The sequence below is a fragment of the Rhodococcus sp. JG-3 genome (genome assembly GCF_000482405.1).
GTDB lineage: Bacteria > Actinomycetota > Actinomycetes > Mycobacteriales > Mycobacteriaceae > Rhodococcoides > Rhodococcoides fascians.
In genome coordinates this window covers 792,023-813,246 of the sequence record NZ_KI519398.1, presented here as the reverse complement: position 1 = coordinate 813,246, position 21,224 = coordinate 792,023, and the positions used below count along the sequence as shown (strand labels likewise).

15 protein-coding genes and 1 tRNA gene are annotated in these 21,224 nt (G+C 65.1%); 6 read left to right on the top strand and 10 right to left on the bottom strand.

Annotated elements, in window-relative coordinates; translation table 11 throughout:
* Positions 1-4 precede the first annotated feature (4 nt).
* The 5 genes from K414_RS0105175 to K414_RS0105155 all read right to left on the bottom strand — a co-directional run bounded on the left by K414_RS0105175 (position 5) and on the right by K414_RS0105155 (position 6,496).
* The gene (locus tag K414_RS0105175) at positions 5-1,489 is read right to left on the bottom strand and encodes a penicillin-binding protein 2 (RefSeq protein ID WP_027494980.1); all 1,485 of its coding nucleotides are present in this window, start codon (positions 1,487-1,489) and stop codon (positions 5-7) included.
* The gene (locus K414_RS0105170; protein WP_027494979.1) at positions 1,486-2,943 is read right to left on the bottom strand and encodes an FtsW/RodA/SpoVE family cell cycle protein; all 1,458 of its coding nucleotides are present in this window, start codon (positions 2,941-2,943) and stop codon (positions 1,486-1,488) included. Before K414_RS0105170 ends, K414_RS0105175 begins: the two co-directional genes overlap by 4 nt.
* Positions 2,940-4,385: a PP2C family serine/threonine-protein phosphatase gene (locus K414_RS0105165; RefSeq protein WP_027494978.1), complete on the bottom strand. Its 1,446-nt coding sequence runs from the start codon at positions 4,383-4,385 to the stop codon at positions 2,940-2,942. Before K414_RS0105165 ends, K414_RS0105170 begins: the two co-directional genes overlap by 4 nt.
* Positions 4,382-4,846, bottom strand: a complete 465-nt coding sequence (locus K414_RS0105160) for an FHA domain-containing protein (RefSeq protein ID WP_027494977.1) — start codon at positions 4,844-4,846, stop codon at positions 4,382-4,384. Before K414_RS0105160 ends, K414_RS0105165 begins: the two co-directional genes overlap by 4 nt.
* Positions 4,847-5,026: 180 nt before the next feature.
* Complete coding sequence (locus K414_RS0105155; RefSeq protein WP_027494976.1) at positions 5,027-6,496, bottom strand: DUF3662 and FHA domain-containing protein; 1,470 nt, start codon at positions 6,494-6,496, stop codon at positions 5,027-5,029.
* Positions 6,497-6,703: 207 nt separating this feature from the next.
* Between K414_RS0105155 and K414_RS0105150 the strand changes: the two genes are divergently transcribed.
* From K414_RS0105150 to K414_RS0105135, 4 genes are all read left to right on the top strand, one after another.
* A tRNA-Leu gene (locus K414_RS0105150) sits at positions 6,704-6,789 on the top strand.
* 424 nt (positions 6,790-7,213) lie between these two features.
* Entirely contained in the window at positions 7,214-11,803 is a 4,590-nt protein-coding gene (gene gltB, locus K414_RS0105145; RefSeq protein WP_027494975.1) for a glutamate synthase large subunit, read from the top strand.
* On the top strand, positions 11,796-13,247 hold the full coding sequence (locus K414_RS0105140) for a glutamate synthase subunit beta (RefSeq protein ID WP_027494974.1): 1,452 nt from the start codon (positions 11,796-11,798) through the stop codon (positions 13,245-13,247). Before gltB ends, K414_RS0105140 begins: the two co-directional genes overlap by 8 nt.
* Positions 13,248-13,511: 264 nt before the next feature.
* On the top strand, positions 13,512-14,414 hold the full coding sequence (locus tag K414_RS0105135; RefSeq protein WP_027494973.1) for a cutinase family protein: 903 nt from the start codon (positions 13,512-13,514) through the stop codon (positions 14,412-14,414).
* On the opposite strand, the gene K414_RS0105130 is transcribed toward K414_RS0105135, so the two are convergent.
* Positions 14,415-15,941, bottom strand: coding sequence for an MFS transporter (locus K414_RS0105130; protein WP_027494972.1), 1,527 nt, complete (start codon positions 15,939-15,941; stop codon positions 14,415-14,417).
* A gap of 102 nt (positions 15,942-16,043) precedes the next feature.
* On the opposite strand from K414_RS0105130, the gene K414_RS0105125 reads away from it, so the two are divergent.
* Positions 16,044-16,337, top strand: a complete 294-nt coding sequence (locus tag K414_RS0105125; protein ID WP_027494971.1) for a putative quinol monooxygenase — start codon at positions 16,044-16,046, stop codon at positions 16,335-16,337.
* Here K414_RS0105125 and K414_RS0105120 read toward each other — a convergent pair.
* The 3 genes from K414_RS0105120 to K414_RS0105110 all read right to left on the bottom strand — a co-directional run bounded on the left by K414_RS0105120 (position 16,272) and on the right by K414_RS0105110 (position 19,392).
* Positions 16,272-17,765 carry a phage infection protein gene (locus tag K414_RS0105120; protein WP_237606136.1) on the bottom strand — a complete coding sequence of 498 codons (1,494 nt, stop codon included), beginning with the start codon at positions 17,763-17,765 and terminating at the stop codon, positions 16,272-16,274. The two genes, K414_RS0105125 and K414_RS0105120, sit on opposite strands and share 66 nt — an antisense overlap.
* Positions 17,766-17,861: 96 nt before the next feature.
* Positions 17,862-18,476 (bottom strand): histidine phosphatase family protein, encoded by a 615-nt coding sequence (locus tag K414_RS0105115; protein WP_027494969.1) that lies wholly within the window; start codon positions 18,474-18,476, stop codon positions 17,862-17,864.
* A 4-nt stretch (positions 18,477-18,480) separates the two neighbouring features.
* The gene (locus K414_RS0105110) at positions 18,481-19,392 is read right to left on the bottom strand and encodes a LysR family transcriptional regulator (protein WP_202595045.1); all 912 of its coding nucleotides are present in this window, start codon (positions 19,390-19,392) and stop codon (positions 18,481-18,483) included.
* Positions 19,393-19,474: 82 nt separating this feature from the next.
* On the opposite strand from K414_RS0105110, the gene K414_RS26095 reads away from it, so the two are divergent.
* Positions 19,475-20,707, top strand: coding sequence for an MFS transporter (locus K414_RS26095; protein ID WP_051365314.1), 1,233 nt, complete (start codon positions 19,475-19,477; stop codon positions 20,705-20,707).
* Here the strand turns inward: K414_RS26095 and K414_RS29745 are convergent.
* Positions 20,693-21,178, bottom strand: coding sequence for a DUF4190 domain-containing protein (locus K414_RS29745; RefSeq protein ID WP_027494967.1), 486 nt, complete (start codon positions 21,176-21,178; stop codon positions 20,693-20,695). The two genes, K414_RS26095 and K414_RS29745, sit on opposite strands and share 15 nt — an antisense overlap.
* Positions 21,179-21,224 lie beyond the last annotated feature (46 nt).

The window sequence follows — 21,224 nt, the reverse complement described above, 5'->3', positions numbered from 1 at the left end:
ATGCTCACCTCCCCTGCAATGCGGCGGCGATGACGGCGCGGCCGATGGGTGCTGCGACCGAACCGCCGGTGGCGGCGAGGGCTCGATCTCCGCCGTCCTCGACGATGACGGCGATGGCGACCTTGGGGTCCTTCGCCGGTGCGAAACCGATGTACCACGCATGGGGCGGGGTGTTGCGAGGATCCGAACCATGTTCTGCGGTACCGGTTTTCGACGCGATCTGCACCCCGGGGATCTTGCCTTCCCCGCTGGTGTTGTTCTCGGAACCGATCATCAGATCGGTCAGGGTCGCGGCCGTGTCGGAGCTGATCGCCTCACCCATCGATTGGGGTTGGTAGCTGGACAGGTCCGACAGGTCGGGAGACTGCAACTGCTGCACCAGGTTCGGGGCCATCCGTACACCGCCGTTGGCGACGGTCGCGGCGATGACGGCGTCCTGCAGCGGGGTCAGCGCCACGTCGCGCTGACCGATGCTGGACTGGCCGAGAGCAGCGTCGTCGTCGATGGATCCGATGGTGCTGTCGGCGACGGTGAGCGGGATGCTGGTGTCCTCTCCGATACCGAACTTGGCGGCGGTCTCGCGCATCTTGTCGGCACCGGTGTCGATGCCGAGTTCGACGAAGGCGGTGTTGCACGACCGTGCGAACGCCTCACGCAGCGAGGCGGTCTGACCGCCTCCGCAGGTCGAACCGTTGTAGTTCTCGAGCGTCGTCGACGTTCCCGGAAGGGTGATGTTCGACGCGGCCGTCAGTTGATCGTCCGGAGTGGCGCCTGCTTGGAGCGCAGCGGCGGTCGTGATCACCTTGAACGTCGATCCCGGTGGGTAGGTCTGCGAGATCGCGCGGTTCACCAGCGGCTTGCTCGGATCGTCGCTCAGGTTCTCCCAGGCGGTCGACGTGGTGCTGCCGTCGTGGCTGGCCAGCAGGTTGGGGTCGTAGCTCGGCGTGCTGGCCATGGCGAGAATGTTGCCGGTGGCGGGGTCGAGGGCCACGACGGAGCCGGTGTATCCCTTGGCGGTCAACTGGTCGTACGCCACCTGTTGGACGACCGGGTCGATGGTGGTGACGACGTTGCCGCCGCGGGGATCACGGCCGGAGATGAGGTCGAACAGGCGTCCGCCGAACAACCGGTCGTCGGATCCGTTGAGTACCGGGTCCTCGGCGCGTTCGAGACCGGTGCTCGAGTACAGCATCGAATAGAAGCCGGTGATCGGGGCGTTGGCCTGCGGGCTTGCGGGGGAGATCGAATTCTGCGGGTACGTGCGCAGGTATTTGTAGCGATCGTCGGTGGCAACCGACGATGCGAGAACCTGGCCACCCGCCGAGATCTGACCGCGTTGACGTGAGTACTCGTCGAGCAGAACGCGGGAGTTCCGTGGGTCGGTGCGCAGGTCGTCGGCCTTGATGACCTGAACGTAGGTCGCGTTGGCGAGCAGGGCGACCACCATCACCATGATGGCGATGGAGACGCGGCGTAGGGGAGTGTTCATGCGCGCTTCACCATTTCGGTCGGCGCCTCGGCGATCGGGGCGGCCACAGCGGGCTTCTTCTTGGGGGTCGCAGGCTCACGCGCTGCGTCGGAGATCTTGATCAGCAAGGCCACCAACAGGTAGTTCGCCAGCAACGAGGATCCTCCGTACGACATGTACGGGGTGGTCAGACCGGTCAGCGGGATGAGTTTGGTGACGCCGCCGACGACGACGAACAGCTGGACGGCGACGGTGAACGAGAGCCCGGCGGCGAGCAACTTGCCGAAGCTGTCTCGGACGGCGAGCGCAGTACGCATTCCGCGAATGACGAACAGCAGATACAGGATCAGCACTGCGGCCAAACCGATGAGGCCGAGTTCCTCGCCGACGGTGGCGATAATGAAGTCGGTCTTGGGGAACGGAACCTGCGACGGGCGACCGCTGCCGAGGCCGGTGCCGGCGAGCCCACCGGTGGCCAGACCGAACAGCGACTGGGAAATCTGATAGCCGGTGTCGTTGTAGTCCGCGAACGGGTCCAGCCAGGTCAGTGTTCGCACGCGCACGTGGCTGAACGCCTGGTAAGCGAAGAAGAATCCGACCATCAGCAGACCGCTGCCGATGATGATCCAGCCGACACGCTCGGTGGCGATGTAGATCATCACCAGAACGGTGCTGAAGATCAGCAGCGACGTGCCCAGATCTTTCTCGAACACGAGCACCGCGACCGAGACGATCCACACGACGATGATGGGCCCGAGATCGCGAGCGCGCGGGAAGTCCATGCCGAGCCAGTGTTTGCCTGCCGTGGTGAACAGTTCGCGCTTGGACACCAGCAGTGACGCGAAGAAGATCAGCAGCAGAATCTTGGCGAACTCACCGGGCTGCAAACTGAAGCCGGGCAACCGAATCCAGATCTTGGAGCCGTTGACCTCGGAGAATGCCGACGGCAGCAGCGCAGGAATGGCGAGAAGGATCAGCCCGGCCAGCCCGAGGGTGTACCCGTAGCGAGCCAGGGTGCGGTAGTCGCGCAGCAACACCAGCAGTGCCACGAAGCCGGCGATGGCCAGCGTCGTCCACAGCACCTGCTGGTTGGCGTCAGGCGACGGAATGGGATTGCCGAGATACTGCGCCTGTTGCTGATCGGCCAGGTCGAGTCGATGGATCAGCACCAGACCGAGACCGTTGAGCAGCGCGACGATCGGCAGCAGCAGCGGATCCGCATAGGGGGCGAACCGTCGAACGGCCAGGTGCGCCACCGTCACCAGTGCGAGGTAGGCCAGCGCGTACTTCGCCAGGTCCCAGGTGATCGTCTGTTCCTGGCTGGCTTCGACGAGGATCAACGAGATGGTGGTGATCAGGACCGCGGCCCCGAGCAGCAGCAATTCGACATTGCGACGATTCGACTGGATCGGTGCGGGAGCGAACCCACCGGGAGGACTCGGAAAGGAGCCTCCTGCGGACGGATTGGAACTCATCGAGTACCGGTCCTGCAGTTCTGGCCCGGGATCTGCGCGACGGTCGGTGTCGGCACGGCGGTAGTGGTCGGGGCAGCTTCCGGAACGGGCTCCGGCGCGGGCGGGGGCAACGGAACTCCGGGGGGCGGGATGATCGTCGTCGTCGGGGCGGGTGCGGCCGTGGTGGTCACTGCCGGCTCGGTCTCGCAGACCTCCAGTAGGTCTCCCGAGGCCAACCGTTGCACCTGACCGCGGGCGTCGTCGAGAGAGCCCGACGGGAGTCCTGCGGTCACCTGCTCGCGCGCGGCCGGCAACAGGTCGTCGATCTCGAACGGGACGCAATCGGCCGGCGCGGCGTCGGGTGCGGTCAGTGTGACGCCACCGTTGTCGTCGAGGCAGCCGATCAATTCCACGCTTTGCAGCGAGTACCCGAGAACCGAACCGGGGAGACCGCGCAGCACGGTGACCTTGCTGTTGTCGGCACCGACGTAGTAATTGCCCTTGATCACCGAATTGGCAACGACCACACCGATTCCGGCCAACACGACCAGGGTCAGCGCGATCAGTGACCACCGCAGTTTGTGCGACTTCTTCTCCGGTGTCACTACAGGAGCGGTCACGCGCTTGGGCGTCGTGCGCGGGGGACGCATGGCGGCGGCGCGGCCCGCTGCAGTGTTCGGCGGCGGAGCGTCTTCTTCGTCCTCGGTGCTGGCTGCGCCGCCGAGAATCGGGTGGCTCTGGCCGTAGTCGAGGTCGATGACGTCGGCGACGACGACGGTGACGTTGTCCGGGCCACCGCTGCGCAGGGCTAGTTCGATGAGGCGGTCGGCGCACGGCCCGGTCTCGCCCTCGGCGAGGGTGTTCTCGATTGTTTCGTCGCTCACGACGTCCGACAAACCGTCGGAGCACAACAGGTAGCGGTCGCCGGCACGGACCTCGCGGACGGTGAGCGTCGGCTCGATCTCGTTACCGGTCAGTGCCCTCATGATCAGTGAGCGTTGCGGGTGCGTGTGCGCCTGTTCGGCGGTGATGCGGCCTTCGTCGACCAGTGACTGGACGAACGTATCGTCGCGGGTGATCTGAGTGAGCGAGCCGTCGCGCAGCATGTAGGCACGCGAGTCACCGATGTGCACCAGACCCATTCGCTTGCCCGCGAACAGGATTGCGGTCAGCGTGGTTCCCATGCCGTCGAGTTCGGGCTCGTCTTCCACCTGGTCGGCGATGGAGGCGTTGCCCTCGCGGGTGGCGGCTTCGAGTTTGCCGAGCAGATCCTCGCCCGGTTCGTCGTCGTCGAGGTGCGCCAGCGCGGCGATCATCAACTGCGAGGCCACTTCGCCTGCGGCGTGACCGCCCATGCCGTCGGCCAGAGCCAACAGTCGCGCACCTGCGTAGACGGAGTCCTCGTTGTTGGAGCGAACGAGACCGCGATCGCTGCGGGCGGCGTAGCGGAGAACAAGGGTCACGGGCGCAACTCGATCACGGTCTTGCCGACGCGAACCGGAGTTCCCAGTGGAACGCGTACAGCGGTGGTGACCTTGGCTCGATCGAGGTAGGTGCCGTTGGTCGAGCCCAGGTCTTCGACGTACCAATCTCCGCCGCGAGGCGAGAGGCGAGCGTGCCTGGTGGACGAATAGTCGTCTGTCAGAACGAGAGTCGAATCGTCTGCGCGTCCGATCAGAACCGGCTGAGTGCCGAGCGAGATGCGCGTGCCGGCGAGGCCGCCCTGGGTCACCACGAGGTACTTCGCCACCTTCTGCTTGTTGAACGACGGGAGCACCTTCGAGCCACCGGAGTAGCGGGCGGGCACACGCATACCGGCTGCGGCATAGATGTCACTGCGCAGCGTCCGAAGAACGGCCCAGACGAAGAACCACAACAGAAGCAGAAAACCTGCCCTGGTCAGTTGCAGAATCAATCCCTGCACGACGATTCACCTCCTCCTTCGCGATCGGACCTGCATCCCCCACAATCCGACGCGGCGGCGCGACAGACATGGTTGTCTCGCAGCATCATAGGGTGCAGTCGCTCGTGTGGACGACATACGGGTGGGCGAACCTGCGAGTCGAGGAGACGAACATCTCGGTCGGCCGGGCCACTCCGGTGATCAGACGATCCGGACCAGAATCTCGGAGTGACCGGCGCGGATCACGTCGCCGTCGGCCAGTTGCCAATCCTGGACGGGTGCACCGTTGACGGTGGTTCCGTTGGTGGATCCCAGATCGGACAGCATGGCCACTCGGCCGTCCCAGCGAATCTCGATGTGTCGGCGTGACACTCCGGTGTCGGGGAGGCGGAACTGGGCGTCCTGGCCGCGCCCGATGATGTTCTGTCCGTCCCGGAGCTGGAAGTAGCGGCCGCTGCCGTCCTCGAGCTGAAGGGTCGCGGCGAGCGCCTGGGACTGACCTGCGTAGGACGCCGGCTGGTCGTAGCCGTAGCCGTCCCCGCGATCACCGGCACCCTGGGGGTAGCCGCGGCCGTAGGGCGCTTGGGCAGGCGGGTAGTCGTAGGCGGGCTGCTGGTAGCCCTGCTGTGGGTAACCGGCACCCTGCGGCTCGGCATAGCGGCCGGCGGGCTCGCCGTACGCCTGCTCCTGATAGGGAGCCTCGTTGTAGGCACCGCCCTGCTCGCCACCGTTGTAGTCGTAACCGGCACCGTTGTAGCCCTGCGCGTCGTAGCCCTGGGCGTTGTAGCCCTGAGCGTCGTAACCCTGCGCGTTGTAGCCCGCTCGGTCGTAGCCCTGGGCGTCGTAACCCTGCTCCTGACCGTTGGGTGCTCCGTAGGCCTGGTCGTATCCCTGCTCCGGGCCGCCGGCGGCGCTGTAGGCCTGGCCGTGCTGGGCGTACGGCTGCTCGTCGTAGCCCTGGTTCTCGTAGCCCTGGGCGTTGTACGGCTGCTGGTCGTAGCGCTGATCTCGATCGGCGGGCGCGTAACCCTGCGCGTCGTATCCGTTCTGCTCACGCGCCGCGTAGCGGGGATCCTGGCCACCGGCGTATCCGTTGCGCGCGCGCGGATCCGGACGATGTCCGTCCGCGGGGTCGCGCTGCGGGTCGTAGCCTGGGTTCTGCGTCATGTGGCCGGCTCCTGGTATCGACATCGGTGGGGCAGTCGGTCGCTGCGTGGCTGAAGGGACGGGACGGGCTGGCTGTGCCGACGCGTTCTGCTGAACAGAGCTGTTCTGCGCAGCAATCGCCGATCGTCCCACATCGGGATCGACCGAGCCACTGGCCCGGAACTGTCCGGTGTGAAGGGTGGGCGACGGTTCGAAGCGAACCACCACGTCACCGTAGGTCTGCCACCCCTGATCACGGATGTAATCGTCCAGGTGACGCGAGAAAGCCTTGACCGTGAGCTCGCGATCACCGGCAAGTTCCTCGTGATCCGAGCTGTTGATCGTGATCACGTAGTTGTTGGGTGCCAGGTAATGACCGCCGTCCAAGGGGCGAACGAGATCGGACGCCTCCTGTTGCAGCGCCGCCTCGACTTCGGCCGGTACGACGCCGCCGCCGAACACGCGGGCGAAGACGTCGCCGACAGCGCTCTGCAGCTTGCGTTCGAAACGCTGAACGATGCCCATCGTGACCCCTCCTCTCACTGTGTTCTTCCACCCTGTGGTGCCTGTTGCCTACAACGGTGCGACGGCCGCGTGTCATCACGAAGTCGCGCTGCAAGCATGATATACGGTGCGGCCGACAGCAACGCTGTGCCGCCGGTTGCTCGGGGCAGCTCGAGGCGGCGATTTTCGAGCACGGCGGGGTGCGTGTTAGTGTTCTCGCCGTCACCCGGGCGGGTGGCGGAATGGCAGACGCGCTGGCTTCAGGTGCCAGTGTCCTTCGGGACGTGGGGGTTCAAGTCCCCCTCCGCCCACCACACTGGCCGCAGCTGATCTCGATCGCTGCGGCCAGTAGTTTCTTCGAACCCCGGCGTGTGAGCGCGGGTGATGCCGTACATTCGTGTAGTTCGACAACGATGTCGACGTGTCGATGCAGAGCCGGATTCCGGACCCCGTCGATTCGGTGGAAAATCGCAGGTGAGAGCCCGAAGTAGGCTTACCTTATTTGCGAGAGCACCCTGGTACTGACTTATCGTTCGTAATTGGATCGGCCTCACCACGGCCTGATCCGTCGAGACCTTCACTTTTCTACCACGAGCCCACCCGCCCGTGCAGAGGAAAGCGTGGAAGATCGACAGGTGCTGCTTCAACGGCGAGGACGCACCGCAGGCCGTTCGAGCAGCCGGTTACACCACACCGTCGCCGACGAGTTTCAAGGCTGGACTTATCCGAAGGCTAGGTATGAAGCACACTCCGGGCCCGCAAGGCCTCTACGATCCCGTCAACGAACACGACTCCTGTGGTGTCGCATTCGTGGTGGACATGCACGGTCGCCGCAGTCGCGACATCGTCGAGAAGGCGATCACCGCACTGGTCAACCTCGAGCACCGCGGTGCCGCGGGCTCCGAACCGAACACCGGCGACGGTGCGGGCATTCTGATCCAGGTACCGGACGCGTTCTTCCGCGCCGTCGTAGATTTCGAGCTCCCCGCACCCGGTGCCTACGCAACAGGTGTCGCATTCCTGCCGCAGGGCCGCAGCGACGCCGCACGCGCGTGCGAGGGTGTCGAGCGCATCGTCGAGAGCGAAGGCATGACCGTCCTCGGATGGCGTGAGGTCCCCACCGACGACTCCTCCTTGGGCGCGTTGGCGCGCGACGCGATGCCGACGTTCCGTCAGTTGTTCTTCTCCGCTCCCGACGCGGCGATCACCGACCTCGAACTCGAGCGTCGTGCCTTCGTCATTCGCAAGCGCGTCGAACACGAGTTGGGTGAAGAGGGCGCAGGCAAGGACGGCCCCGGTCGCGAGACCGTGTACTTCCCGTCGCTGTCCTCGCAGACGTTCGTCTACAAGGGCATGCTGACCACGCCCCAGCTCAAGGGCTTCTACCTCGACCTGCAGGACGAGCGCGTCGAAAGTGCACTGGGACTTGTGCATTCGCGTTTCTCGACCAACACGTTCCCGTCGTGGCCGTTGGCCCACCCGTTCCGACGGGTCGCACACAACGGTGAGATCAACACCGCGACCGGCAACGAGAACTGGATGCGCGCCCGCGAGGCCCTCATCACCTCCGATGTGTTCGGTGGCTCGGAAGCGCTCGAGAAGATCTTCCCCGTCGTCACCCACGGAGCCAGTGACACAGCACGTTTCGACGAGGTGCTCGAACTGCTGCACCTCGGCGGCCGCAGCCTGCCGCATGCCGTGCTGATGATGATTCCCGAGGCCTGGGAGCGGCACGAATCCATGGACCCCGCGCGTCGGGCGTTCTACAAGTACCACTCCTCGCTGATGGAACCCTGGGACGGCCCGGCCTCGGTGTGCTTCACCGACGGCACCGTCATCGGGGCAGTTCTGGACCGCAACGGTCTGCGCCCCAGCCGCCTGTGGGTCACCGACGACGGCTTGGTCGTCATGGCTTCCGAGGTCGGCGTGCTGGACATCGACCCGTCCAAGGTCGTCCGCAAGGTGCGTCTGCAGCCGGGCCGGATGTTCCTGGTGGACACCGCACAGGGCCGCATCGTCTCCGACGACGAGATCAAGGACGAGCTCGCCGCCGAACACCCTTACCAGCAGTGGCTCAACGAGGGCCTGACGTCGATCGACGATCTACCCGAGCGGCCGCACGTGCACATGCCGCACGATCGCGTGCTGATCCGCCAGCAGATCTTCGGATACACCACCGAGGAACTGAACGTGCTGGTCTCGCCGATGGCGAAGTCCGGTGCCGAGGCCATCGGTTCGATGGGTACCGACACCCCGATCGCCGTGCTGTCGGCACGTCCGCGGATGTTGTTCGACTACTTCTCGCAGCTGTTCGCCCAGGTCACCAACCCGCCGCTCGACGCGATCCGTGAAGAGATCGTCACCAGCCTCGGCGGCACCATCGGTCCCGAGGGCGATCTGCTCAACCCGGGCGCCGATGGCTTCAAGCAGATCGTGCTGCCCCAGCCGATCCTGCACAACGACGACCTCGCCAAGCTCGTCCACATCAACGACGAGGGCACGCAGGAAGAGCTGCGCTCGGTGGTCGTGCGTGGCCTGTACCCGGTTGCCGAGGGCGGTGAAGGTCTCCGAAAGGCGTTGGAGGCCATCCGCGCTCAGGTTTCCGCTGCCATTTCGGGCGGGGCGCGGATCATCGTGCTCTCCGACCGAGAGTCCAGTGAGAAGCTCGCTCCGATCCCGTCGTTGCTCCTCACCTCGGCAGTGCACCACCATCTCGTTCGTGAGAAGACGCGCACCAAGGTGGGTCTGATCATCGAAGCCGGTGACGCCCGCGAGGTCCACCACATGGCTCTGCTCATCGGATTCGGTGCGGCAGCGGTCAATCCGTACATGGCTTTCGAGTCGATCGAGGACATGATCGAGCGCGGTGCCCTCACCGGCATCGACTTCGACAAGGCCGTCGGCAACTACATCAAGGCTGCAGGCAAGGGCGTGCTGAAGGTGATGTCCAAGATGGGCATCTCGACTCTCGCGTCGTACACCGGAGCCCAGCTGTTCCAGGTCATCGGCCTGTCGCAGGAACTGGTCGACGAGTACTTCACCGGGCTAAACAGCCATCTCGGCGGTATCGATCTCGATCAGGTCGCCGACGACGTCGCAGCGCGACATGGCGTCGCGTACCTCGACAACCGTCAGGAACGCGCACACCGTGAGCTCGAGACGGGCGGCGAGTACCAGTGGCGTCGGGAAGGGGAGTACCACCTCTTCAACCCCGACACCGTCTTCAAGCTGCAGCACTCCACCCGCACCGGTCAGTACGACATCTTCAAGGAATACACGAAGATGGTCGACGACCAGTCCGAGCGGCTCGCGTCGCTGCGCGGTCTGTTCCGCTTCAAGACCGAAGAGCGACAGGCTATTTCGATCGACGAGGTCGAGCCGGCAAGCGAGATCGTCAAGCGTTTCTCCACGGGCGCGATGAGCTACGGCTCCATCTCGGCCGAGGCACACGAGACCCTCGCCATCGCGATGAACCGTCTCGGCGGACGCTCGAATTCCGGTGAGGGCGGCGAGGACGTCTCGCGCTTCGAGCCGGACGAGAACGGCGATTGGCGACGCAGTGCCATCAAGCAGGTCGCGTCGGGACGTTTCGGCGTCACCTCGCACTACTTGACGAACTGCACCGACATCCAGATCAAGATGGCGCAGGGAGCCAAGCCCGGTGAGGGCGGCCAGCTTCCGGCTCACAAGGTGTACCCGTGGGTCGCCGAGGTTCGGCACTCCACGCCGGGTGTCGGTCTGATCTCGCCGCCGCCGCACCACGACATCTACTCGATCGAGGATCTGGCGCAGCTGATCCACGACCTGAAGAACGCGAACCCGTCGGCTCGTATTCACGTCAAGCTGGTCTCCGAGGTCGGAGTCGGCACCGTTGCGGCGGGTGTGTCCAAGGCGCACGCGGACGTGGTGCTCATCTCGGGCCACGACGGCGGCACCGGCGCGACGCCGCTGACGTCGGTCAAGCACGCAGGTGGACCGTGGGAGCTCGGCTTGGCCGAGACCCAGCAGACGTTGCTGCTCAACGGTCTTCGCGATCGCATCGTCGTGCAGGTGGACGGCCAGCTCAAGACCGGCCGCGACGTCATGGTCGCTGCTCTGCTCGGCGGCGAGGAGTTCGGTTTCGCCACCGCTCCGCTCGTCGTGTCGGGCTGCATCATGATGCGCGTCTGCCACCTCGATACCTGCCCCGTCGGTGTTGCGACACAGAACCCGTTGCTGCGCAAGCGTTTTGCGGGCAAGCCCGAGTTCGTCGAGAACTTCTTCATGTTCATCGCCGAAGAGGTACGTGAGCTCATGGCCGAGCTCGGCTTCCGCACGCTCGACGAAGCCGTCGGCCAGGTCGGTCTGCTCGACACGACCGCGGCCAAGGAGCACTGGAAGGCGTCGAAGCTCGATCTGTCGCCGATCCTCGAAGAGGTCGAATCGGCGTTCATGAACCAGAACCTCTACAACACCGGGGTCCAGGATCACGGTCTCGACAAGGCCCTCGATCAGCAGCTCATCTCGGCCAGCCGCAATGCGTTGGACAAGGGCGAGAAGGTCGCGTTCGAGTCCAAGATCACCAACGTCAACCGCACCGTCGGCACGATGCTCGGACACGAGGTGACCAAGGCATACGGCGGCGTCGGCCTCCCGGACGACACCATCGAGATCACGTTCACCGGCTCGGCCGGCAACAGTTTCGGTGCATTCGTGCCCTCCGGTATGACGTTGCGCCTCAACGGAGACGCCAACGACTTCGTCGGCAAGGGCTTGTCCGGTGGACATCTCGTGCTGCGGCCGTCGCTGAACGCTCCGAAGGGATTCGTGGCCGAGGACAACATCATCGGCGGCAACGTGTTCCTGTTCGGTGCCACCAGCGGTGAAGCCCTGATCCGCGGCGTCGTCGGCGAGCGGTTCGCGGTTCGTAACTCCGGTGCCGTTGCTGTCGTCGAAGGCGTCGGCGATCACGGTTGCGAGTACATGACCGGCGGCAAGGTCGTCATCCTCGGCACGACGGGACGAAACTTCGGTGCCGGCATGTCCGGCGGCGTCGCGTTCATCTTCGATCCGAACAAGACGTTCGAGGCCAACCTCAACACCGAGCTGGTCGACATCGACGAGCTCGAGGGCGACGAATTCACCTGGTTGAAGGACATCGTCACTCGTCACCAGGAGCAGACCGGCTCCGAGGTGGCCGAGCGGATCCTCGCGGATTGGTCACAGCAGGTGAACCATTTCGTGAAGGTCATGCCTCGCGACTACAAGAAGGTACTGCTGGCCATCTCCGAAGCCGAGAAGAACGGCGCGGACGTGGACGAAGCGATCATGGAGGCAGCTCGTGGGTGACCCACAGGGATTTTTGAAGAACACGGTTCGCGAAGTACCCAAGCGGCGGCCCGTCGATCTGCGCCTGATGGACTGGAAAGAGGTCTACGAGGACTTCTCGAAGGACACTCTGCGCACCCAGGCCAGCCGATGCATGGACTGTGGCATTCCGTTCTGCCACAACGGTTGTCCCCTCGGGAACCTGATTCCCGAGTGGAACGACCTGGTGTTCAAGGATCGCTGGCGCGACAGCATCGATCGCCTGCACGCCACCAACAACTTTCCGGAATTCACCGGACGGTTGTGCCCCGCTCCGTGCGAGGCGGCGTGTGTCCTGGGTATCAACCAGGATCCGGTGACCATCAAGCAGGTCGAGGTCGAGATCATCGACAAGGCCTTCGAGGAAGGCTGGGTCACGCCGGTCTACCCGACGCACCTGACCGGTAAGACCGTCGCCGTCGTCGGCTCCGGACCCGCGGGACTTGCTGCAGCGCAGCAGCTCACCCGCGCCGGCCACACCGTCACGGTGTTCGAGCGTGCCGATCGCATCGGCGGATTGCTGCGCTACGGCATTCCCGAGTTCAAGATGGAGAAGCGCCACATCGATCGTCGGCTCGCGCAGATGGAGGCCGAGGGCACCGTCTTCCGCACGGGTGTCGATGTGGGCGTAGACATCTCGGCCGACGAACTGCGTGAGCAGTTCGACGCCGTCGTCCTCTCCGGCGGTGCCACCGCCTGGCGCGACCTGCCCATCGAGGGCCGCGAGCTCGACGGCATCTACCAGGCCATGGAGTTCCTGCCGCACGCCAACCGCGTCCAGCAGGGCGACTTCGAGCAGCCGCCGGTCAGTGCCGAGGGCAAGAAGGTCGTCATCATCGGCGGCGGCGACACCGGGGCCGACTGCCTGGGCACCTCGCACCGTCAGGGCGCCGAAAGCGTCCACCAGTTCGAGATCATGGCGCGTCCGCCCGAGGAGCGTGCCACCTCCACCCCGTGGCCGACGTACCCGCTGATGTACCGCGTCGCGTCCGCACACGAGGAAGGGGGCGAGCGCGTCTTCTCCGTCAACACCGAGCGTTTCGTCGGTGAGAACGGCAAGGTCACCGCACTCGAAGCCTGCGAGGTCGAATTCAAGGCCGGCAAGTTCGAGAAGATCGAAGGCAGCGAGTTCACCCTCGAAGCCGATCTCGTGCTCCTCGCCATGGGCTTCGTCGGACCCGACAAGGGCGGTCTGCTGACCGACCTGGGCGTCGACTTCAACCAGCGCGGAAACGTCGAACGCACCAACGAGTGGGTCACCAACGTGCCCGGCGTCTTCGTCGCCGGAGACATGGGCCGCGGTCAGTCGCTCATCGTGTGGGCCATCGCCGAGGGCCGCTCCTGCGCGGCCGCCGTCGACACCTTCCTGCAGGGAGCAACGGCACTGCCGTCGCCGATCGTGCCCACCCAGGCGCCGCAGCGGTAGGTATTTTCCGCCCGTCCCGTCGGGATCAATGTCCCTTTCTTGCACTCTGAGCGACTGAAAGCCGCATTGATCCCGAGGGGGGGCTACCGATCCCGACGGGGGCGAGCGATCCTGACGGGGGCGACCGATCCCGACGGGTGGCGGCGAACCGTGTGACGCACGGTTACGTCCGTTAACCATGTGGGCATCGGATGGTCACAGGCCGCTGTCATTGTGGTGATCGAACACAAGAAGCGTTCGATCACCCAGTGAGGCCCCCTCCCCATGAGTGTCAAGGAATTCTGCGCCGGTGTCGGCGTCGCTGCAGCTGTTGCGTCCGGTCTAATCGTCGGGGCGTCACCCGCCGTCGCCGATCCCGGCGGTTGTCCCTCGATGTACGTCGTCGCGATTCCGGGAACGTGGGAGACCAGCTCCGGTGCTGCGCCGAAGCCGGGGATGCTGACCGACGTCACCGATCGTCTCGGCGGGGACATCCGCACCGAGTACGTCTCGTATCCCGCCACCGCGTTCCCGTGGGAGGGCGAGGTGTACGGGCAGTCCCGTGCTGCTGCCGTCACCAATGCAGGCGGCATGCTGAAGGCGATGGCGGATCGCTGCGGCGCAACGAAACTGGGCATCATCGGTTACAGCCAGGGAGCGGACGCGGCCGGTGATCTCGCCGCGTCCATCGGAACCGGTCTCGGGGTGGTTCCGGCCGACAAGGTGGTGGCGGTCGGGCTCGTCTCCGACCCGAAGCGGTCGGACACCGACGCCCTGGTCGGTCCCTCTGTGGTGGGTACCGGCGTCGGTGGACCCAGGGTCGGCGGATTCGGCTACGTCAGTCCGGTGGTGCGCACGTTCTGCGCCGTCGGCGATCTGTATTGCTCGACGCCCAAGGACGACTACGTGGCGCGACTCGCGGGCTTCCTCGCCGTGTCGTCCAACCCTGCGCCCGACGTCGCAGATCAGTACACCCAGGAAGCACAATGCTTGATCGCCGACCTCGCTGCGTCCGGTGGATTACCCGTACTGCAGGGGCAGCTGTCGGATCAGGCCAACGCTCAGCGTCAGCGGGAAATCGAGGCCTTCTACCGCTCGGGCATCCACCAGGAATATCAGACCTACGACGTCGGAGACGGAGTGTCGGCGACGCGGTGGTTGGCGCGTTACCTCGCCGACGCGGTCTGACTACGACGGAGTAGCAGGAACCCGACGGAGCAGCAGGAACACGACCACGGCACTGACGAACATCAGCACGGCGCTCGTACCGGCGGCGAGGTTGAAGCCGTCGATGAAGGACGAGTGCGCGACGTCGGTCAACTGCGATGCGAACGGCTCCGGCAGATAGTCGGCCACGGCTATTGCGCCGCCGATGGTTTCGCGGGCCGGATCGGCGATCGCGGCCGGTGTGCCCGCCGGGATGGCGTCCTCCATGCGGTGTCGATAGACGGTGCTGCCGATGGTGCCGAGAATCGCGATGCCGACGGCACCGCCGAGCTCGGCCCCGGTTTCCGACAATGCCGATGCAGCCCCGGCCTTTTCGGGGGCCGCAGCGGTCAGCACGATGTCGGAGTTCAGAGTCGATGCTGCTCCGATCCCGAACGTGACCAGGGCCATTCCGGTCAGCAGCAGCGGCAGGCCGGAGTCGGATTGCACGAATATCAGTGCGATGCAGCCGAAGACGATGGACAGCAGGCCCGCCGAAATGATGGTGCCGGTGGGGATCACCTTGCTCATCGTCGGTGCGGTGACGGCACCGGCCGCCGCTGCGGCAGCGGGAATCAGCAACCACAGTCCGGCGCGGAGTGGTCCGAGTCCGAGAACCAGCTGCAGGTACTGGGAGGCGAACAGGCTGAAGCCGGTCATGGAGAAGATGACCAGAAATTGCACGACGACTGCAGCGCTGAAAGCACGTTCGGCGAAGAGCGTCACGTCGATGAGCGGGTTCGATGCCTTGCGTTGCCGGATGACGAACACGAAGCCGAGTGCCAGGCCGAGGATCGCGGTGGTGAACGTCGTGGCGTCGATACCGTCCTGGGCCCCGTGCTTGATGGCGAACACGATCGAGAGCATCGACGAGATCGCGAGGATCACGCTGATCGGGTCGAACTTTCCGGGGTCGCTGTCCTTGAACTCGGGGACCAGTAGCGGGGCCGCAACGAAGAGCACGACCATGATGGGGATGTTGATCAGGAAGACCGAACCCCACCAGAAGTGTTCCAGCAGAACGCCTCCGACAACCGGGCCCACGGCTGCGCCGCCTGCGAAACCGGCGGTCCACAGACCGATCGCTTCCTTGCGCTGCGCAGGGTCGTGAAACATATTGCGGATCAACGACAGTGTGCTCGGCGCGATGGTGGCTCCGCCCACTCCGAGCAGAGCACGTGCGACGAGCAGCATCTCGGGGGAGGTGGAGAACGTCGCGGCGAGCGATGCCGCGCCGAAGACCACCGCGCCGACCATCAGCAGGGTCCGGCGTCCGATACGGTCGCCGAGCGAGCCCATGGTGATCAGCAGACCGGCCAGCAGAAATCCGTAGATGTCGAGGATCCACAGGGTCTGGTTGCTGGTGGGTTCGAGATCGGCCGTCATGAAGGGCAGCGCGAGATACAGCACCGACATGTCCATGGAGACCACGAGGATCGGCACCACCAGTACCGCGAGGCCGAGCCATTCTTTCTTCGTGGCGCGATCCTCGGTTGTCGTCTGATTCACTGCTTCTTCCCTTCCCGCGTGGACACCTCACCTTAGGTGGGTCGGGAGTACGTTCGGTGAGGAAGAGTGTGTCTCGCCGAACGAAGGAACCGATTCCGCATGATCAACGATCTCGAGGTAGTCGCGACGATCACCGCCAAGCCGGACGCAATCGACACCGTGCGCGACGGGCTCGTGGCTCTGGTCGCCGAGTCACGCAAGGAGAGCGGCAACGTCTCCTACAAGTTGTTCGAGTCGGCGGTCGAGCCGGGCACCTTCATCACCATCGAGGTATGGAAGTCGCAGGAGGACCTCGACGGCCACATGCAGACCCCGCACCTGCAGCAGGCGCTAAGCGAATTCGGTGCCCATCTCGCGGCCCCGCCCGCCATCCATCCGCTCCGGTCCATCGGCTGAGCCTGCCCGCGCGCTGACGTACACGAGTGCCGAGACGGCAAGCAGCGCCACCGTGGCACCGATCGCCAGCCACCCGGTCCCGCTCATCTCTCCCGACGCGATGATGCGGGCACCAGCGGCGGTGTAGCTCATCGGCATGAACGCGGCGAGGTCGCCCCAGATCGGTGCCGTCGATGCGTACGCGAAGCCGCAGACGACGACCTGTACCACGAGGGCGACGACATTGACGATCTGGCCCACCACAGCACCGAGCACTCGTTGAATTGCGCCTGCGGTGGCGAGATAAGCCGCGGCCGAGACGACGAGGAACGCGCCGGCTCCGATCACCGGTCCGAGGGCGGCGTCGGTGGCGAAGGCGAATGCGACGGCCGCGCTGACACCCACTGCGGCGACGGCCGCTCCGACGGCGAGCCACCGCGGCTTGGTGTCCCTGCCCAGGACCCGCACGAGGCTGACGCAGCCGAGAGCTCCGAGTGCCACGAGGGCGGCGATCAGATACGGGGTGGCACCGGTACCGGTGCTCGTCGCCGTCACTGCAACGTCCTGGTCGGAGGTGGCGTCATCGGTCGTGGCCGCCTTTGCCGGGAGGGCGGCGGAGGCGTCGCGCACATTGGTGGCGATGCCGTTGACGATTCCCTCGACGGGTTTCACCGACGTCACGAGCTGATCGGTGCCGGCTTTGAGTTGCTGCCCGCCGTCGTCGAGCTGGCCGAGTCCGTCACGCAACTGCACGGTTGCGTCGCCGAGCTGCGCGGTAGCACCGAGGAACTGACTGTTGGGGTCGTTCAGTTCGGTCGACAGCTGCTGAGCACCACCCTTGAGGGTCTGCAGCTGAGCGAGCGTATCGGGACCGAACGCCTGAGTGTTGAGGTTGTCGATCACTCCGCGGATCTCGCCGGAAATCGCGTCGGACCCCGGATGCGGGAAGCGATCGACCGTGTCTGCCGTGGCGGCGAGCTTTGCCGTGAAGTCGGCCTGCAGAGCTCCGAATCCGGCGAGCTGGTCGACGACCTGGTCGACACCCCCGCTGATCTGCGATGCGCCGTCACCGAGCTGGCCGATGCCGTCGCGGTACTGGCCGAAACCGTCGGCGAGCTGGATGGTTCCGTCGTGAGCCTGGGTGATGCCGTCGGCGAGCTGGCCGACGCCGTCGTTGAGCTGCGTTCCGCCTTCGGTCAGCTGACCGATGCCGCTGGAGAGAAAGGTGATCGGGAGCGAGGCGCTGTTAAGGCTGCTCCTGGCCTTGGACAGGGGATCGGCCGTCTGCTGTGCCTCGGCCGGGGCCTGCTGAGTGTCTGCGACAACGGCGGTCGTCGTGGTCGATTCTCCGCCCAGGTCGTAGCCGGTGCCGAGTGCGAACGCACCCACAGCCACCAGAGGGAACGCCAGTGCGACGAGAGCAACGGCAGGACGTCGGAAGATACGCATTTCACCCATGATGACTTCGAGGCTAACTGCCACCGCCGGCCGCACCGACCACTCGGAGCGATCCACAGCGGCCGTTCTGCACCTCTACCAGGGACTTTAAGAGGTCTCTGTGGATTGTCGGTTGCGCGGCAACAGGTCCCACACATGGGCGGTCTCGTTGACCGACGAGACCGATCGGGCACCGCTGCGGGAGAAGAGCACACGCGTCACCGAGCAGTAGTCGATGGGAAATCCGAGCACTTTCGGGGTCTGGAGAATGTCTTGCAACAGCATGTTGACGACGCCGCCGTGAGCGAAGAGGACGACGGTATCGGAGTGCGCGGCGGCCGAGACGATATCGTCCACTCCGTCGAGAACTCGCCGGCGGAAGGCCTGCTCGTCGACCTGCTCGGGTAGGTGACCGGCCTTGATGCGGTCGTAGGCGTCGCGAAATTCGGTCTTCGCGGCCTCGATCGGGACGTAGCCGCCGAAGTCCCGGTCGTACTCGGTCAGACGGTCGTCGGTCGTGATCTCGAGACCGAGCCGTTCGGCGAGTGGCTGCGCGGTCCGGATCGCGCGTTGCTGCGAACTCGACACGACTCGGGACACCGTGAAGCGTGCCAGCGCATCCGGCACTCGGCGGGATTGCTCGACGCCCAGTTCGTCGAGATCGGGATCGGCCGAGGACTCCGATCGTCGCGGAAGGGCGTGCCGTACCAGAACCAGTTGCATCGACTCACCTAATCACGAGTGTGCGTCCACTGCGTTGCACCATCGAGCGGAAGGCCGCCACCTGGCGGGGCATGTCCGTCCCCGGCTCCCACACCATGCCGATTCGCCTGCGCGCAGTCGGTTGGGTGAGTCCCACGTCGACCGTTCCACCCTCGGCGCCGTGTGCACGGATCCGCGGCAGGATGGCGATGCCGAGGCCGGCGCCGACGAGTCCGCGCACTGTATGGGTGTCCTGTCCCTCGAACGCGATGCGCGGGCTGAATCCGGCATCGGCCCACAGCTCGTCACAGATCGAGCGCATTCCGTATCCGTGGCCCATGGCGATGGAGTTCTCGTCGGCGGTATCGGCGAGATCGACCGTCTTTCGCGACGCGAGACGGTGATGTTCGGGGACGACCAGCATCAGCCGCTCGTCGTACAGCTGGAAGGAATTCGTGTCGGTGTGTTCGGCGCTCAAAGACACGAACGCCAGGTCGGACGTGCGGTCTGCGAGGCGATCCAGGCAGCGTGCGCGTGCGCCTTGGTCGAGATCGAACGTCACCGCGGGATGGTCGACGCGAAAGTGCCGGATCAGTGCGGGCACGACGTCCTCACCGAGTGTGTTCTGGAACGCAACGGCGATGCGGCCACGCGCTCGGGCGTCGTGCTCGGTCATGGCGTCGATACCGGCGTCGATGTCGCTCAGGGCTCGTTGAAGATACGGGATGAGGACGCGGCCGGTACTGGTCAGCACGATGCCGCGGCCCCGTCGTTCCACGATGTCGACGCCGAGGATCGCCGACGCGCGGGCGACCTGCCGACTGACGGTGGGTTGCGGGACTCCCAGGACGTGGGCGGCGTCGGTGATGTGCTCGGTGTCCGCCACCGCGACCAGGGTCGGCAGAAGCGGCAGCAGCTCGGTGGTCTCGCGGCGCATGAGCGAAGCATATCGCTGACGTATCGATCGCTGAGGTCTCATGCATTGGACGTATACCGTGAGCGCTTCTAACGTCTTGGACATGACTACGACGCAGCCCGAGGTCCTGGAGTGGGAGGGGCATCCCAAGGGATCGACCGAGTACCGGCGTCTCGTGCTGGCGCTGCTGTTCGCCGGAGTGGCGACGTTCGCGCAGCTCTACTCGGTACAGGGGATTCTGCCGCTGATCGCGTCCAGTCTCGACATCACTCCGTCTCAGTCCTCGCTTGCCGTCGGCCTGGCGACCGTCGGCGTCGCGGTGTCGGTCATTCCGTGGTCGGTAGCGGCCGACCGAATCGGACGTGTTCGAGCGATGACCGCCTCGATACTCGTCGCGACGACACTGGGTTTGCTGGTGCCTCTGTCGCCTTCTCTCGAGGTGCTGCTGGTCCTGCGATTCTTCGAAGGTGCTGCGCTGGGTGGACTTCCGGCCATCGCGATCGCCTATCTCAGCGAGGAGGTGCACCGCAATCACACCGCGTTGGCGGCGGCAACCTACGTGTCCGGTACGACGCTCGGTGGGCTGCTGGGGCGAATAGTTTCAGGACCCGTTGCAGAACAGACCAACTGGCGAATCGGAACCCTGACCGTGTCGGTCATCGCGGCGTTGGCAGCGGGACTGTTCGTGTGGTTGGCACCGCGGCCGCGAACCACCCTCGTGCACAGCAAGATCGGTGACCTACCCGGTCGGTTGTGGGTGAATCTTCGAGAGCCGGGGATGCTGGCGCTGTACGGCCAGGGGTTCCTGCTGATGGGAGGATTCGTCGCGGTCTACAACTTCCTCGGATTCCGGCTCGAGGCAGCACCTTTCGGACTTCCACAGTCTCTGATCAGCCTGATCTTCGTGGCCTACCTCAGTGGCACGGTGTCCTCGCGAGTGGCGGGGAAGTTGGCGACGAAGCACGGCCGGTCGATCGTCCTCGCCGGATCGACCGCCACCATGATCGTCGGAGTCGCACTGACGATGGCGTCGAACCTGGCCGTGATCCTCACCGGGCTGGTGATCTTCACGATGGGATTCTTCGCCGCCCACGCCATCGCGTCGGGATGGACCGGCCAGCGAGCCGTCCACGGACGGGCGCAGGCGACATCGCTGTACAACCTGTTCTATTACGGAGGATCGTCCGTCGTCGGCTGGCTCGGCGGAGTGGTCTTTCAGTCACTCGGATGGAACGCCTTGGCGCTGTTCGTCATTGCGTTGGCAGTCATCGCCGGCCTGTGGGCCGCAGCGATGAACGGCCGACTGGCGCAGCAACCGAACTCAATACGTGGATGAATTCGAGGCTGCTATCGCGAAGATGAAAATAGCAGCCACGACGAGGACGAACAGGGCGACCGACACGTAGCCGACGATCAGACCTGCCGTCGCGAATCCTGACCCGCCCTCGCCGGTGCGCTTGATCTGGCCCTTCGCAACGTGGCCACACACCACCGCACACACCGACGCGATCAGCGGGATGAACGTCAGACCCAACACCGCCAACACGAGCGACACGATCGCCAACGTGTTCGTGGCGGGTGCCGGCCGAAAACCCGCTCCGACATACGGGGCCTGACCGTATTGCGGCTGTCCGTACTGGGGTTGTCCGTATTGGGGTTGTCCGTACTGAGGGTTCGGGTACTGAGGTTGTCCGTGCTGCGGGTTCTGGTAGCTCGTGTTCGGGTCCTGATACGGCGGGTACTGCTGACCCCCGTACGGCTCGTCCTTCTCGAACGCGTCGCTACCTTCACCCTGCGGATTGACCATTGCGGGAGTCTTGCACCTGAATTGGGCCGTCGCAAGCGGCAACGCG